The 15,350-nt window shown below is 73.1% G+C and carries 13 protein-coding genes; 6 read left to right on the top strand and 7 right to left on the bottom strand.

Features of this window, described 5'->3' with window-relative positions:
• Window position 1: 1 nt before the first annotated feature.
• The 3 genes from AMK26_RS29920 (at window position 2) to AMK26_RS29930 (ending at window position 3,504) form a co-directional block, all read left to right on the top strand.
• Window positions 2–1,612, top strand: a complete 1,611-nt coding sequence (locus AMK26_RS29920; protein WP_073758346.1) for a glycerol-3-phosphate dehydrogenase/oxidase — start codon at window positions 2–4, stop codon at window positions 1,610–1,612.
• 82 nt (window positions 1,613–1,694) lie between these two features.
• Window positions 1,695–2,378, top strand: a complete 684-nt coding sequence (locus tag AMK26_RS29925) for a FadR/GntR family transcriptional regulator (protein WP_073758348.1) — start codon at window positions 1,695–1,697, stop codon at window positions 2,376–2,378.
• A 151-nt stretch (window positions 2,379–2,529) separates the two neighbouring features.
• Entirely contained in the window at window positions 2,530–3,504 is a 975-nt protein-coding gene (locus AMK26_RS29930; RefSeq protein WP_073758350.1) for a PAC2 family protein, read from the top strand.
• A 59-nt stretch (window positions 3,505–3,563) separates the two neighbouring features.
• Here the strand turns inward: AMK26_RS29930 and mshC are convergent, their stop codons facing one another.
• The 4 genes from mshC to AMK26_RS29950 all read right to left on the bottom strand — a co-directional run bounded on the left by mshC (window position 3,564) and on the right by AMK26_RS29950 (window position 7,413).
• Window positions 3,564–4,793, bottom strand: a complete 1,230-nt coding sequence (mshC, locus tag AMK26_RS29935; RefSeq protein ID WP_073758352.1) for a cysteine--1-D-myo-inosityl 2-amino-2-deoxy-alpha-D-glucopyranoside ligase — start codon at window positions 4,791–4,793, stop codon at window positions 3,564–3,566.
• 484 nt (window positions 4,794–5,277) lie between these two features.
• A complete protein-coding gene (locus AMK26_RS29940; RefSeq protein ID WP_073758354.1) occupies window positions 5,278–6,105 on the bottom strand; it encodes an SCO1664 family protein in 828 nt (275 codons plus the stop codon).
• Window positions 6,069–6,659: a DUF3090 domain-containing protein gene (locus AMK26_RS29945; RefSeq protein ID WP_073758356.1), complete on the bottom strand. Its 591-nt coding sequence runs from the start codon at window positions 6,657–6,659 to the stop codon at window positions 6,069–6,071. Before AMK26_RS29945 ends, AMK26_RS29940 begins: the two co-directional genes overlap by 37 nt.
• Before the next feature lie 67 nt (window positions 6,660–6,726).
• Window positions 6,727–7,413, bottom strand: a complete 687-nt coding sequence (locus AMK26_RS29950) for a histidine phosphatase family protein (RefSeq protein WP_073758358.1) — start codon at window positions 7,411–7,413, stop codon at window positions 6,727–6,729.
• Between the two features lie 53 nt (window positions 7,414–7,466).
• On the opposite strand from AMK26_RS29950, the gene AMK26_RS29955 reads away from it, so the two are divergent.
• The gene (locus tag AMK26_RS29955) at window positions 7,467–8,498 is read left to right on the top strand and encodes a magnesium and cobalt transport protein CorA (protein WP_073758678.1); all 1,032 of its coding nucleotides are present in this window, start codon (window positions 7,467–7,469) and stop codon (window positions 8,496–8,498) included.
• A gap of 15 nt (window positions 8,499–8,513) precedes the next feature.
• Here the strand turns inward: AMK26_RS29955 and AMK26_RS29960 are convergent, their stop codons facing one another.
• Entirely contained in the window at window positions 8,514–9,299 is a 786-nt protein-coding gene (locus AMK26_RS29960) for a hypothetical protein (protein WP_073758360.1), read from the bottom strand.
• A gap of 268 nt (window positions 9,300–9,567) precedes the next feature.
• Entirely contained in the window at window positions 9,568–10,620 is a 1,053-nt protein-coding gene (locus AMK26_RS29965; RefSeq protein ID WP_073758362.1) for an LLM class F420-dependent oxidoreductase, read from the bottom strand.
• Between the two features lie 164 nt (window positions 10,621–10,784).
• Here AMK26_RS29965 and AMK26_RS29970 point away from each other — a divergent pair, with 164 nt between their 5' ends.
• Together AMK26_RS29970 and AMK26_RS29975 are read left to right on the top strand one after the other, a co-directional pair.
• On the top strand, window positions 10,785–11,768 hold the full coding sequence (locus AMK26_RS29970; RefSeq protein WP_073758364.1) for an aldo/keto reductase: 984 nt from the start codon (window positions 10,785–10,787) through the stop codon (window positions 11,766–11,768).
• A gap of 200 nt (window positions 11,769–11,968) precedes the next feature.
• Window positions 11,969–14,209, top strand: a complete 2,241-nt coding sequence (locus AMK26_RS29975) for a helix-hairpin-helix domain-containing protein (RefSeq protein ID WP_107421075.1) — start codon at window positions 11,969–11,971, stop codon at window positions 14,207–14,209.
• A gap of 444 nt (window positions 14,210–14,653) precedes the next feature.
• Here AMK26_RS29975 and AMK26_RS29980 read toward each other — a convergent pair whose 3' ends face one another.
• A complete protein-coding gene (locus AMK26_RS29980) occupies window positions 14,654–15,313 on the bottom strand; it encodes a hypothetical protein (protein WP_073758368.1) in 660 nt (219 codons plus the stop codon).
• Window positions 15,314–15,350 lie beyond the last annotated feature (37 nt).

Consider the following 15,350-nt stretch of genomic DNA (forward strand, 5'->3'; position numbering starts at 1 on the left):
CATGACCACCCTGCAGAGCGTCCCGGCCCTCGGGACGCACCCGGCTGCCGGTTCCCTGCCGAGCCGTGCCGAGACGCGGGAGCAGCTCTCCAAGGCCACCTACGACCTCCTGGTGATCGGCGGCGGCATCCTGGGCATCTCCACGGCCTGGCACGCCGCGCAGTCCGGGCTGCGGGTGGCCCTGGTGGACGCCGGCGACTTCGCCGGCGCCACCTCCTCCGCCTCCTCCAAGCTCCTCCACGGCGGTCTGCGCTATCTGCAGACCGGCGCGGTGAAGCTGGTCGCGGAGAACCACTTCGAGCGCCGTGCGGTCTCCCGCCAGGTCGCCCCGCACCTGGCGAACCCGCTCACCTTCTACCTGCCGGTCTACAAGGGCGGGCCGCACGGCGCCGCGAAGCTCGGCGCCGGCGTCTTCGCCTACTCGGCCCTGTCCGCCTTCGGCGACGGCGTCGGCCACCTGCTCAGCCCCGCCAAGGCCGCGCAGGACGTGCCGGAGCTGCGCACCGACAACCTCAAGGCCGTGGCCGTGTACGGCGACGACCAGATGAACGACGCCCGCATGGCCCTGATGACGGTCCGCGCCGCCGTCGACGCGGGTGCCACCGTCCTCAACCACGCCGAGGTCACCGGACTGCGCTTCACCAAGGGCCGGGTCACCGGCGCCGACCTCCGCGACCGCACCAGCGGTGACGAGTTCGGGGTGGACGCCCGCCTGGTCCTCAACGCCACCGGCCCCTGGGTCGACCACCTACGCCGGATGGAGGACCCGAAGGCGGCCCCCTCCATCCGCCTGTCCAAGGGCGCGCACCTCGTCCTCAAGCGCACCTCCCCCTGGAAGGCGGCTCTCGCCACCCCGATCGACAAGTACCGCATCACCTTCGCCCTCCCCTGGGAGGACATGCTCCTGCTCGGTACGACCGACGAGGAGTACGAGGGCGACCCCGGCGAGGTCGCGGTGAACGAGAAGGACATCACCCAGATCCTGGACGAGGCCGCGTTCTCCATCCGCGACCAGCAGCTGTCCCGGGACCTGATCACGTACTCCTTCGCGGGTCTGCGGGTGCTGCCGGGCGGGCCCGGCGACACCTCCAAGGCCAAGCGCGAGACGGTCGTCACCGAGGGCCGCGGCGGCATGCTGTCGGTCGCCGGCGGCAAGTGGACGACCTTCCGCCACATCGGCCGTACGGTGATGAACAAGCTGGCGTCCCTGCCCGGCCACCCGCTGGGCGAGGACATGGAGCCGATCTCCCGGCTCCCGAAGAAGCTGCCGCTGCCCGGCATAGCCAACCCCAACGCGGTCGCCCACCGGCTGCTGGTCGACGGCGGTACGCCCGGCCCGCGCATGGCCGCCGACACCGCCCGACACCTGGCCACGCACTACGGCTCGCTCTCCTTCGACATCGCGCGCCTGGCCAACGACGACCCGGAGCTGGCCGAGCGCATCCACCCGGACGCGCCGGAGATCTGGGCGCAGGTCGCCTACGCCCGGGACCACGAGTGGGCCGAGACGGCGGACGACGTGCTGCGCCGCCGTACGACGCTGACGATCCGCGGCCTGGCGACGGACGAGATCCGCGCCAGGGTGGAGGACATGCTCGGCAAGAAGGCCTGACGTACCGGATGACGAGGGCGGCCCCTGAGGGGCCGCCCTCGTTGTACGCTCAGAGATCGGATGTCTGAGGGGGGACCCAGCCATGGCCGTGACCGACGAGGCGATCCAGAGGATCAAGGGGATGATCGTCTCGGGCGCGCTGCGCCCCGGTGACCGGCTCCCCAAGGAGAGCGAACTCGCCGCCGAGCTGGGCCTGTCGCGCAACTCCCTGCGGGAGGCGGTGCGGGCCCTGTCGCTGATCCGCATCCTCGACGTACGCCAGGGAGACGGCACGTACGTCACCAGCCTCGACCCGCAACTGCTGCTGGAGGCGCTCGGCTTCGTCGTGGACTTCCACCGCGACGACACGGCGCTGGAGTTCCTGGCCGTACGCCGCATCCTGGAGCCCGCCGCCACCGGTATGGCCGCGAGCCGCATCTCGGAGGCGGAGCTGGACGCGCTGGAGCGCCGGCTGGAGGCGCTGGGTGACGAGGCGTCGGTGGAGGAACTGGCCGCCGCCGACCTGGAGTTCCACCGCACCATCGTCATGTCCGCGGGCAACGCGGTCCTCGGCGCGCTGCTGGACGGCCTGTCCGGGCCGACGACCCGGGCCCGCGTCTGGCGCGGTCTTGCCCAGCAGGACGCGGTCGGCCGCACGCTCCACGAGCACCGGGCGATCCTCGCGGCGCTCCGCGACCGGGACGCCGAGGCGGCCCGCTCGTGGGCGACGGCGCATGTGGCCGGCGTGGAGCGGTGCCTCAGGACGACGACCGCAGCGCTCGGATGAATCGGCTGGATTCCCGCCGTGTTTCCGCCGGTCGTCGTGGGTAGTGGATCTCGGTCGGTACAGCACTCGGACGTGTACAGGGGCTGCGGGCGGGGCCCCGGAAAGCCGTAAGGTTGGTCCGTACGCACGGAACTTTCGGAAGGAGGCCTGGGTGATCGAGCTCGAGGGGGTTCCCGAGCTGATCGACCCGGTCATGGTGGCCGCGTTCGAGGGCTGGAACGACGCCGGCGACGCCGCCTCCACCGCGGTCGCACACCTGGAACGGGAGTGGAAGGGCGAGGTGTTCGCGGCGCTCGACGCCGAGGACTACTACGACTTCCAGGTCAACCGGCCCACGGTGTACCTGGACGGCGGGGTACGGAAGATCACGTGGCCCACCACCCGGCTGTCGGTGGTCCGGGTGGGCGGCGACAAGCCGCGCGACCTGGTGCTGGTGCGCGGTATCGAGCCGTCCATGCGCTGGCGCTCCTTCTGCAACGAGCTGCTCGGCTTCGCCCACGAGTTGGGCGTGGAGATGGTGGTGATCCTGGGCGCGCTGCTCGGCGACACCCCGCACACCCGGCCGGTGCCGGTCAGCGGCGTCACGTCCGACCCGGACCTGGCGCGCACCATGGACCTGGAGGAGACCCGGTACGAAGGGCCGACGGGCATCGTCGGCATCCTCCAGGAGGCCTGCACGCACGCGGGCGTACCGGCGGTGAGCCTGTGGGCGGCGGTGCCGCACTACGTGTCGCAGCCGCCGAACCCCAAGGCGACGCTGGCCCTGCTCAACCGGCTGGAGGACCTGATCGACCTGCGCATCCCGCTGGGTGAGCTGGCCGAGGACGCGCGGGCCTGGCAGGTCGGCGTGGACCAGCTGGCCTCGGAGGACAGCGAGGTCGCGGAGTACGTCCAGACGCTGGAGGAGGCGCGGGACACCGCGGAGCTCCCGGAGGCGTCGGGCGAGGCCATCGCCCGTGAGTTCGAGCGGTACCTGCGGCGGCGCGACGGCGGCCCGGGGCATGCAACCGAGCTCGGCGACAGCTCGTACCTGCGTGACACGTCGAGCGGGCGGACGCGGCCGCCGAAGCCGCCGAAGGCGGAGGAATCCGACGACGACGGTCCCCCGGACACCCAGGAGGACTGACAGCCGCGGGGCGGCACCTCGGATGAGGTGCCGCCCCGCCGCCGTAACAGGACCCGCGCCTACAGCGCCACGCCCAACAGGGCGTCGACCGTACGCGACACGAGACCGGGCGCGCCCTCGTCCGTACCGCCCTCCGCCTCCTGGCGGGCGACCCAGCGGTCCACGGCCGCGAGGGCGGCGGGGGCGTCCAGATCGTCCGCCAGCGCCTCACGCACCTCGTCGACCAGCCCGTCGGCGGACGGCCCGTCGGGGCGCGAGACCGCGGCACGCCAGCGGCCGAGCCGCTCCACGGCGTCCCGGAGCACCTGGTCGGTCCACTCCCAGTCCGCGCGGTAGTGGTGCGACAGCAGGGCGAGCCGGATGGCGGCCGGGTCGACGCCCTCGCGGCGCAGCGCGGAGACGAAGACGAGGTTGCCCTTCGACTTGGACATCTTCTCGCCGTGCAGGGCGACCATCCCGGCGTGGACGTAGGCCTTGGCGAACGGGTACTCGCCGGTGAGCGCCTGGGCGTGCGAGGCGCCCATCTCGTGGTGCGGGAAGACCAGGTCGGAGCCGCCGCCCTGGACGTCGAAGCCCATGCCCAGATGGTCCAGGGCGATGGCCACGCACTCGATGTGCCAGCCGGGGCGGCCGGCGCCGAGGCTGCCGCCGTCCCAGCTGGGCTCGCCCTCGCGGGCGGCCATCCACAGCATCGGGTCGAGCGGGTTCTTCTTGCCGGGGCGGTCCGGGTCTCCGCCGCGCTCGGCGGACAGGGCCCGCATGAACTCGGCGTCGTAGTGCGAGACCTCACCGAAGTGCGGGTCGACCTCGACGGAGAAGTAGATGTCGCCCTCGAGTTCGTACGCGGCACCCGCGTCCCGCAGCCGCTCGATGAGCGGCACGATGCCGGGTATCGCCTCGACGGCGCCGATGTAGTGCTGGGGCGGAAGCATCCGCAGGGCGGTCATGTCCTCACGGAACAGCGACGTCTCGCGCTCGGCGAGCCCGACCCAGTCGATACCGTCCCGGGCGGCCCGCTCCAGGAGCGGATCGTCCACGTCGGTGACGTTCTGGACGTAGTGAACCTGCCGCTTGGTGTCGAGCCACACGCGCTGAACGAGGTCGAACGCGTTGTAGGTCGCCGCGTGACCGATGTGGGTCGCGTCGTACGGCGTGATGCCGCAGACGTAGATACGGGCGACGGGGCCGGGGTCGAGGGTCACTCGTCCACCGGTCGCGGTGTCGTGGATCCGGAGGTCGCGGCCCTTGCCGGGCAGGGCGGGGACCTCAGAAGCGGGCCAGGCATGCATGTCACGAGCGTAACCGGACGGGTGTTCCGGATACGAACCGGATGCGGGATCATGACCGAATAGGCCCTCTTGCGCGTCCGTACGACCTGTGCATCCGCTGCCGCCCCGCTCGGGTACCCACGAGGCACCCCCTGCGGGCCGTCCCCCACCCACCGCCGGTCGGCAGACGGCGTAAGGCTCCGCCAGGGCCGACGCGGGCCCGCGTCAGAACGCGTCAGAACCGGGGCCAAGGGACCCCGGGCCACCTGCCCGAAGGCTCAGGGCGACGACCCGAACACACGCAACGCGGCACCCGGAGCCGTGCCGCCACGGGGCCTGCGTCAGACAAGGGGTCAAGGCACCGAGGGCTCAGGATGCCGAGCCCCACGGCAAGGCGGTGGCGCGGGACCGTACCGCCGTGCGGACCACGTCGGGCCCAGGGCTCAGGGTGCCCAGCCCGACGGGCAAGCCGGTGGCCCCGGGCCGTACCGCCGTGCGGGTCGGGTCAGACCGGGGGCCAGGGGATGGCGGGCCACTGGCCCGAAGGTTCCGGGTGGTGTCCCGACGCGCGCAGGGCGGCGACGCGGGAGCGTACCGCCGCGATCTCGTCGGGGGTGATCAGCTCCGCCAGACGGGTGGCCAGGGGGGCGCCGGGCGCCAGGGAGGCGGCCAGGCGGGCGAGGACCTCCAGGGCCTCCTCCGGGAGCGGTTCGCCCGCCCAGCCCCACAGCAGGGTCCGCAGCTTGTCGTCCACGTTGAAGGTGACGCCGTGGTCGATGGCGTACAGCCGGCCGTCCGGCGCGGGCAGCAGGTGGCCCCCCTTGCGGTCACCGTTGTTGATCACCGCGTCGAGCACGGCGAGCCGCCGCAGCCGTACGTCGTCGGCGTGCACCAGCAGGGCGGTGCGGTCCTCCCCCACCTGCGCGAGGCCCACCGCCTTCCAGCCCTCCCCCGGTACCTCGTCCTCGACGAGCGCCAGGAGGGAGACGGACGGATCGCCCTCGATCCACAGCTGGACCATGCCCTGGCCGAACGGCCCGTCCCGCAGGACGGTCGGCGGCACCAGGCCCCACCCGGTCGCCTCGGACACCTCGTACGCCGCGACCTCGCGCTGCGCCAGCGTCCCGTCGGGGAAGTCCCACAGGGGGCGCTCCCCGGCGACGGGTTTGTAGACGCAGTCGGCTTCCTGGTCTTCGTACGCGACGGAACAGAACAGCACCGCGTTGGACGCCTCGCGAACCTGGCCGCGTACCGTCAACTCGCCCTTGGCGAGCAGGTCGAGCAGCTCCACCGCCGTCAGGCTCCCCGGCGGTATCCGTTCTGGCGCGGGCATACGTGTCCTTCCGGATCGAGCGGCAGGCTGCACAGCGGGCACGGCGGCCGCCCCGCGTTGACCACGTCCAGGGCGCGCTTGGCGAATGCCCTCGCCTGCGCCCCGGTGAGCCGGACGCGCAGCATGGGCGGGCCGTTCTCCTCGTCCTGGAGGAGCCGTTCCTCGGCCTCCGCGAGGTCCTCCTCGGACTCCACGTCCAGCTCGACGAGCGCCTGCGCCTCGACGATCATGCGCTCTTCCTCGCCGTCCCAGGCCAGCGCCATCGTGCCGACCCGGAACTCCTCCTCCACCGGGGAGTCCAGGGGCGCGGTGTCGGTGACGTCGGAGGGCGCGACGGCCGGCACCGGGGCGTTGCCCCCGGTGCGCCGCACCACCTCGTCGAGCAGCTCGTCGATCCGCTCGGCGAGCGCGGCCACCTGGGTCTTCTCCAGGGCGACGCTGGTGACCCGGCCCCCTGCCGATGCCTGGAGGAAGAACGTACGGCGACCAGGCAGCCCGACCGTGCCGGCCACGAAGCGCTCCGGTGGGTCATAGAGGAATACCTGACGGGACACGTTCCCTCTCCCTTGCTTCAGTTCGGACGGCGGCGCTGCGGCCCGTCCACCCTACTGTGCGAATCGATCACGGTGCTCCCGCGCCGCCGCCGACCTCCGCGGCCTCGCCGCCGGGCTCCTCGCGCGGGATCAGCCCGCCGAAGTCGCCGGTGTCGCCGAGCCGCAGAAGAGACGGCCGCAGGCGGGTGTAACGGATCGCCGTCACGGAACAAGGATCCACATGGATCCGCTGGAACAGATCGAGATGCATTCCGAGGGCGTCGGCCACGAGCGACTTGATGATGTCGCCGTGCGAGCACATCACATAGACCGCGTCCTCCCCGTTTTCCGCCTCCACGCGCGCGTTCCAGTCGCGTACGGCCTCGACGGCGCGCGCCTGCATGGCGCGCATCGACTCGCCGCCGGGGAAGGCCACGTTGGAGGGGTGCCGCTGGACGACCTCCATGAGGGGCTCGTCGGCGAGTTCGGCGAGCTTGCGCCCGGACCAGTCGCCGTAGTGGCACTCTCCGATCCGCTCGTCGGTGTGCAGCGGCAGGCCGGGGCGGGCGTCCAGCAGCGGCTGGAGGGTCTCACGGCACCGCTGGAGCGGGCTGGTGACGGCGGCCGCGAGCGGCACCCCCGCCAGCCGGCCGGGCAGCGCGGCGGCCTGCGCGGAGCCGCGCTCGTCGAGGGTGACACCGGGCGTCCAGCCGGCGAGCACGCCGGCGGTGTTGGCGGTCGAGCGTCCGTGCCGTACGAGGATCAACGTGGCCATGCCTGCCAGCCTAGGCGGCTGGACGGGTGCAAGGTGCCGGGGGCCGGGGAAGAATACGCGCCGTGATCGTGGACTGTGCCATCTACCGGGACGGGCGCCGCAGTGAGGGCCCGTCCGACTTCTCCGCCGCCCTTGCGGAGGCGCGGGCCGCCGATTCGGGCGACTCGTTCCTCTGGATCGGGCTGCACGAGCCGACGGAGGAGGAGTTCGACCACGTCTCGGACGAGTTCGGCCTGCACCCGCTGGCCGTGGAGGACGCCCTCAAAGCGCATCAGCGGCCGAAGCTGGAAGTGTACGACGACTCGCTGTTCATGGTCCTCAAGCCGGTGCTGTACGAGCCGGAGAGCGACGCCGTCAGCACCGGTGAGCTGATGGTGTTCATGGGCGACTCGTTCGTGGTGACGGTCCGGCACGGCGAGGGAGCGCCCTTGTCGGCCGTACGCAAGCGGCTGGAGGCGGAGCCCGAGGTGCTCAAGCACGGGCCGACGGCCGTGCTGTACGCGATCAGTGACGCCGTGGTCGACCACTACATCGAGGTGGCGGGCGAGCTCCAGGTGGACCTCGAGGAGATGGAGACGGAGGTCTTCCAGCCGACGGGCGGCGAAGCGAAGACTGTGTTTTCCCGGGGGGCCGCCCCCGGACCCCCGATCGCGTCACGCATCTACATGTTCAAGCGCCAGGTGCTGGAGTTCCGCCGGGCCACCGGTCCGCTGGCCGGGCCGATGTCCCGGCTGGCGGGCGCGGGCGTGCCGTTCGTCAGCGAGCACGCCCAGCCGTTCTTCCGGGACGTCAGCGACCATCTGACCCGTGCCACCGAGCAGGTGGAGGGGCTCGACCGGCTGCTTTCGGACATTCTGTCGGCCCACCTCGCGCAGATGGGCGTGCGGCAGAACGACGACATGCGGAAGATCTCGGCGTGGGCGGCGATGGCCGCGGTGCCCACGATGGTCGCGGGCGTCTACGGCATGAACTTCGACCACATGTGGGAGCTCCACCAGGTGTGGGGCTACCCGGCTGTGATCGTCCTGATGGGCGTGGCGGTCGTCGGCCTGTACCGGCTGTTCAAGCACCGGGGCTGGCTGTAGGAGCCCGTCCGCCGTTCAGAATGCCGGGGCCGGTTCGGCGGGCCCGCCCAGCGCGTCGCGCCGCTCCGGCATCCGGAGGTCGACCATGCGCCGCCAGCCGCCGGCCCTTTCGTACGCGTACATGCCCCGGATGCCCATCGAGAGGGCCGCCCGCTTGGCGCGCGGCCACTTCAGGATGCGGCCCATGTGGTCCATGACGGCGAGGCTGACGTCACGGTAGACGGCGATCTCGGCGAGGGCGCACTCGCGGAGGGTGCGCTGGATGGTCCGGCCGTGTCCGGCGTACGCGAGGCCGAGCAGTTCCTCGTGGCAGTACGCGAGGTGGTTGTCCTCGTCGTTGCAGATCATCCGGATGGCCTTGCCGACCTCGGGGTGGTCGCCGAAGTGCTTGACGAGCATGTCCATCTGGTCGGCCGCGCGCTGTTCGGTGACCCTGCTGTGCGAGAGGTAGACGAGGATGTCCTCCTCCGACAGCCGCTGGTCCCGGCGCAGCTTCTCGTGGGCCAGGCCGATGCCCCGCTGCTCCAGCAGCATCGTGTAGTCGGTCTCCGGCGGGACGGGGACCGGTTCCAGGCCGCGCTTTTTGAGCAGGGCGGTGAAGATCCGGCCGTGCTTGTCCTCGTCGGCGCCGTGCCGGGTGATCTTGGGGGCGAGTTCCCTCATGCTCTCGGGTACGAGGGCGGCGATGCGGGCGTTCTCCCAGCCGCCCTGGGTCTCCCCGCTGGCCGCGATGGAACAGAACAGCTGATAGGAGTCGTCGTTGTCGATGATCTCCTGGAACAGGCTTCGGGCCGACAGCATCTAGGGCACCTCCATCGCGTCGCGCATACGCGCGTCTCTGCGCACTTCCGCAAAGAGCGAGTCAAATGCCGCACAGGGGGAGGTCGCAACAGCGCGGCCGTGGAAGTCCGCCGGATGGCGGAGCATCGGGGGCGGGGGGAGGGGAACGGCGGTGTCCGCGCGCCCCGGTGGCGCGCGGGGAGTAACCGGGGAGGGGCGTGGAGCGTTGTGCAGCGTGACGGCCGTGGCGGGGATGACCCCGAGCCCCCACCACGGCCGCAGGCTTGTCCTACTCGACCAGGCCGGCCCGCTCCAGGGCCTCGGTGCCCGCCCGCAGCGCCGCGATCCGCTCGTCGAGCGTAAAGCCGGCCGGGGCGAGGGTGAGGGTCGTGACCCCGGCCGCCGCGTAGGCCTGCATCCGGTCGGCGATCCGCTCCACGGAGCCCAGCAGCGTCGTCTGGTCGATCAGCCGGTGCGGGACGACGGCCGCCGCGCCGGTCTTGTCGCCGGAGAGGTACTTCTCCTGAATCTCGGCGGCTTCCTTCTCGTACCCCATGCGCTGGGCGAGCTGGTTGTAGAAGTTCTGCTTGCGGCTGCCCATGCCGCCGACGTACAGCGCGGTGTACGGGCGGAACATGTCGGCGAGCCCGTTGATGTCCTCGCCGACGGCCAGCGGGAGGGTCGGGCAGACGTCGAACCCGTCCATGGTCATGCCGGCCTTCTCCCGCCCGGCGCGGAGGTGCCGGAGCGCGGTGTCCTCCAGGTGCTCGGCGGACGGGAAGATCAGCAGCGCGCCGTCGGCGATCTCGCCGGTCTGCTCCAGGTTCTTGGGGCCGATCGCCGCGATGTAGAGCGGGATGTGCTCGCGCTTCGGGTGGACGGTCAGCTTGATCGGCTTGCCCGGGCCGCCGGGGAGCGGGAGGGTCCAGTGCTCGCCCTCGTGCGTCAGGCGCTCGCGGGCCATGGCCTTGCGCACGATCTCCACGTACTCGCGGGTGCGCGAGAGCGGCTTGTCGAACTTCACGCCGTACCAGCCCTCGGAGACCTGCGGGCCGGAGACGCCGAGGCCGAGGCGGAAGCGGCCACCGGAGAGCGAGTCGAGCGTGGCGGCCGTCATCGCCGTCATGGTGGGCTGGCGGGCCGGGATCTGCATGATCGCGGAGCCGACGTCGATGTTCTCGGTCTGGGCCGCGACCCAGGCGAGGACGGTCGGGGCGTCGGAGCCGTACGCCTCGGCGGCCCAGCAGACGTCGTAGCCGAGGCGGTCCGCCTCCTGGGCGACGGCGAGGTTGTCGCCGTCCATGCCCGCGCCCCAGTAGCCGAGGTTGATGCCGAGCCGCATAGCCGGTCCCCTTACTCGTCGACTCATTTACTGATCAGTAACGATCCGCGTTCGGACTCTAGCGCGCGGGCCCGCGTCCCGTCAGGGGGGAGACGGGCCCGCATCGGCACGAGGTTGTCCACAGGCTCTCTCCGCGTGGGCCTCTGGCCAGTAATCTCGCGGCCATGGAGCAGAGGCATCTCGGCCGTACCGGCCTGCGTGTGTCCCGGATCGGCCTCGGCACCCTCACCTGGGGGCGGGACACCGACGAGCACGACGCGGCGGACCAGCTGAAGGCGTTCTGGGACGCGGGCGGGACGCTGATCGACACGGCGGACGTGTACGGCGGCGGCGAGGCCGAGTACCTGCTCGGGCAGCTCGTGGAGCGGCTGGTTCCGCGGCGCGATCTGGTCATCGCGACGAAGGCCGGCAGCGTCCCGGACCCGGACCGCCGGTTCGACGGTTCGCGCGGGCACCTGCTGGCGGCGCTGGACGCGTCACTGGAGCGGCTGGGGACCGACTACGTGGACCTGTGGCAGGTGCACGCCTTCGACCCGGAGACGCCACTGGAGGAGACGCTCCAGGCGCTGGACATCGCGGTCAGCAGCGGGCGGGCGCGGTATGTGGGCGTGTCGAACTTCTGCGGGTGGCAGCTGGCGAAGGCCGCGACGTGGCAGCTGGCGCCGGGCGCGGTGCGGGCGCGGCTGGCGAGCACGCAGATGGAGTACTCGCTGCTGCAGCGCGGCGTGGAGCGGGAGGTGCTGCCGGCCGCGCTGGACCTTGGCGTGGGGCTGCTGCCGTCGTCGCCGCTGGGGCGGGGGGTGCTGACGGGCAAGTACCGGCATGCGACACCGTCCGATTCGCGGGGCGCGTCGGACCGGCTGGCGCCGTTCGTGGAACCGTACCTGGACGACTCGGCGACCCGGATCGTGGACGCGGTGATCACGGCGGCTGACGGGCTGGCGGCCACGCCGCTGCAGGTGGCGCTGGCGTGGGTGCGGGACCGGCCGGGGGTGGTGGCGCCGGTGGTGGGCGCGCGCAACGCGCAGCAGCTCACGGCGGCGTTGTCAGTGGAGGCGCTTAGTCTTCCTGACGAGATCCGCAGGGCGCTCGACGATGTGTCGGCGCCCGTGCACCGCTATCCCGATCAGGACTGGAGCACGCTGTGACCGCGCTTCCCCGGGGGGCAACCCCCGGCCCCCCGGCCGACGACGACCAGGACGCCACCGCTTCCGCCGCCACCGCCGCCGCGGGGGGCGCGGAGCCGGCCGGTTCCCCTGCCGTCCCGGCATCGCCGGAGAAGCCCGAGCACGGCGCTGCCCCGGCCCGCCCGGACGACGTGGCCGAGGTGGCTACGGCCGAGCACGGCATGGAGGGCGACGCGGCGGAGCCGGACAGGACCGCGCGGGCGGGCGAGGTGGGTGACGCCTCCGGGGGCGGCGCCTCCCAGGGGAGCGGCGACTCTGACGGAGGTGGCGTCTCCCACCGGGGTGACCCCTCGGGGAGCGGTGGGCTCTCCGAGGTGGGGGACGCCTCCGGGGGCGGTGACGGCTCACGGGGAGGCGGCGCCTCTGACGAGGGGGACGTTTCCCGCGAGGGTGACGCCTCTGCGGACGGTGAACCCTCCGGGGGGAGCGGCGACTCCGACGGGGGTGGCGTTTCCGAGGTGGAGGCGGAGCTGGCGGCGCAGCGGGAGCTGCGGGCGCGTATCGAGCAGCGCAAGGCCGAGAAGGGCGGCCCCATCGCGGCGGGCGGCAAGCTGAGCGGCCAGGCCGCCGACCTGCTGGCGGCGGTACGGGCGGTGGAGAGCGGCAAGACGTCCGGCACGGAGTTCTTCGACTCCCCCGCGCCCGCGCCGCGGCGGCCCGCCCCGGAACCCGCCGCGCCCGCACGGCCGGCGGTCGCAGCCGCACCCGTCCGTCCCGCACGACAGGCGGCGCCGGAGACGGTCGCGGCCGTGCGGGCCGTGCTGGGCCAGGGTGGCGCGCCCGAGTCGCTCGCCGGGCAGGTGGCCACCGTGCTCCGGGAGACGGCGGCGGACGTGCTGCGCGAGGACCCCTGGCAGCTGCTGTCGGTGCCGGGGGTACGTCCGGAGCAGGCCGACGGTTTCGCGCGGGCGCTGCTCGGCGCGGAGTGCGGCCCCGGGGACGAGCGCCGGACGGTCGCGCTCATCGGGTGGCTGCTCCAGCGGGCGGCCCTCCAGGGACATACGGCGCTGGACGCGGCGGCCGTGCGGGCGGCGCTGGCGGAGCGTTCGGTGCCCGAGCCGGACGAGGCGGTGCAGCACGCGATCGCCGAAGGCGCGGTGCTGGTCTTCCACGACGGGCCGGCCGGGGACGGGGAGGCGGACCAGGCCGACGACGCGGAGCCCGTACCGGTGCTGCTCGGGCTCGACCGGTACGCGCTCGCGGAGGAGAGCCTCGCCGACACCCTGGCCCGGCTCGCCAGGACCGGCCCGGACGCCCGCTGGCAGGACGCTCCCCCGACCGACCTGACCCGTGCGGTCGCCGCGCACGGGCTCGTCGCGCACACGGGCGGCGAGGCGGCGCGGGCCGAGGCGGTCGCCCTGGCGGAGGCGGCACGCGCACTGGGGCTCCGGGCAGTCGTGGCCACGTACACGGAGAACGGCCGCCGCCGGCTGGGCACGGACGTCGACGCGGTCACCGTCGCCGGGCTGCTGGCCGGGGCGGGGGGTCCGGGCAGGGACGGGGAGGGAGCGCTCGCGCTGGACCTGCTGGTGGTGCTGGATGCCCCGCAGCTGGACGTCGAGACGGCGGCGATGCTGGTGGAGTCGCTGCCGGACGGGTGCCGTCTGGTGCTCAGCGGCGACCCGGGCGTGCTGTGGTCGGCGGGGGCGGGGCGGGTCTTCGCGGACGTCCTGGCGGCGCGGGCGTGCCCGCAGATCGCGTCGCGCACACCGGACCCGGGGCCGATCGGGGAGCTGGTCTCCGGCATCGGGATCGGTGAGCTGAACCAGGTGGAAGCGCCGGGCAAGGAGGTCGTCATCGTCCCGGTGCGGGACGCGGGCGAGGCGGTGCACCGTACGGTGCAGCTGGTCGCGGACTCGGTGCCGCGCGCGATCGGGGTGCCGGCCGAGCAGACCCAGGTGATCACGGTGGGCCATGGCGGTGCGGCGGGGACGCGTGCGCTCAACGCGGCACTCAAGCAGCGGCTGAACCCGGGGCCGGGCCGGTTCGGCGGGTTCGACCCGGGCGACCGGGTCGCCCACGCCCCGTCGCCGGGCCGGACGGTGCCGGGCACGGTGCTCTCGGCGGACGCGGAGGGGCTGCACCTGGACTGCGAGGGCGAGCGTGTCGTCGTACCGAAGGACCGGGTCGAGACGGCGCTCCGCCACGGCTGGGCGCTGACCGCGCACCAGGCGGTGGGCATGCGGTGGCCCGCGGCGGTCGTCGTCCTGCCCGGCGACGCGGCGCAGGCCCTGGACCGGGCGTGGGTCTACACCGCGTTCAGTCGTGGCGAGCGGCACCTGTCAGTGGTTCACGGCGCGGACCAGGCGCTCCCCCGCGCGGTGGCGGAAGTTCTCCCCCACCCGCGCACCACCCGCCTCCGCGCCCTGCTGGAGAGCCTCCTGGCCCCCCAGGAGGACTGAGACCGGCCCGCGGCGGTTCCGCCTGGGGCGGTGCCCGTTCCGGTGCGGGTAGGTGGCCTGCCGGGGGTGGGGGGCGTGGCCCCTCCGGGCTCACCTCCTCGAGGCCGGCGGCCTTGGGTACGGGAAACGGGAGCCCCCCGGCGCCGCCATCCTCTGCGGGGGCGACCCTGCACGGCCCCACCCCGGTCGGCGGGCCTCTGCGGGTCGGTGGGGGACAGAGGGGCACGGCCCCGCCTTGGTCGGTGGCCGGCTGCGGATGGGTGGAGACGGCCGCGGTCGTCCCCGCCCACGCCGCACGATGGCCAGCCGCTGACGGCGCGCGGCCATCTACCAGCGGGGCCACAGGGCGCCCACCGGCGTCCGTACCGGAGCCGCGCACGGTGTGGGACACCACCCGCTGAACGGCGAGGCACCGGCGGGGCGGGGGCGTGTCCGGAGGGCAGGTCAGGCGTTGTCCGGGCGGGCGTCCTCCGGGTCGCCGTGGATGTCGTCCTCGTCGAACACCGCGCTCACATCGAAGCGGCAGATCACACGGCCCGGGTCCGCCTGGTCGAACGGGGTGCTCAGCCACTCCCCCGGTTCCGGAAGCTCGTCCGCGGCCGCGACCCAGAGGGTGGAGTCGCCCTCCTCCAGGCCGAACTCCTTGTGCCGCGACGCGATCTCGTCCGGTTCGAACTCGCCGAACAGCACGCCGAGCGCCGCATGCACGCTCGTACCCACCACCGCGGCGGTCTGCACGCCGTCGTCCTCCCGGTCCAGGTCCGCGATGCGCTGCGACTGGGCCAGCAGGCGCTGTGGCTCGACCACCGCGTAGTCGCGGCGGATCAGCACGGTCAGCGCGTTCGGCTCCTCCGGGCCCTCGTACGGCGGGAGGGAGTCCTCCACGCCGGGGATCTCGAACGGCGTGACCTCGTCGTAGCGGTCGTAGAGCCGCTCGTCGTAGGCCTCGGCCGCGGTGGCGAGGGCGTTGAAGGCGGCATAGACGGCCGGGTCGTCATCACCCGTGCGGTTCTCGACCGCCTCCAGGTGACGGTCCAGTGCGGCTTTGACCGCCTCGGCGGCGGCGCGTACCTCGGCAGCGGTGGGCTGCGCAGCATCAGACATACAGCAGACGCTATCCGTACCGGGCCTCTGCTTGCAC

This window comes from Streptomyces sp. CB03234, assembly GCF_001905885.1.
Lineage (GTDB): Bacteria > Actinomycetota > Actinomycetes > Streptomycetales > Streptomycetaceae > Streptomyces.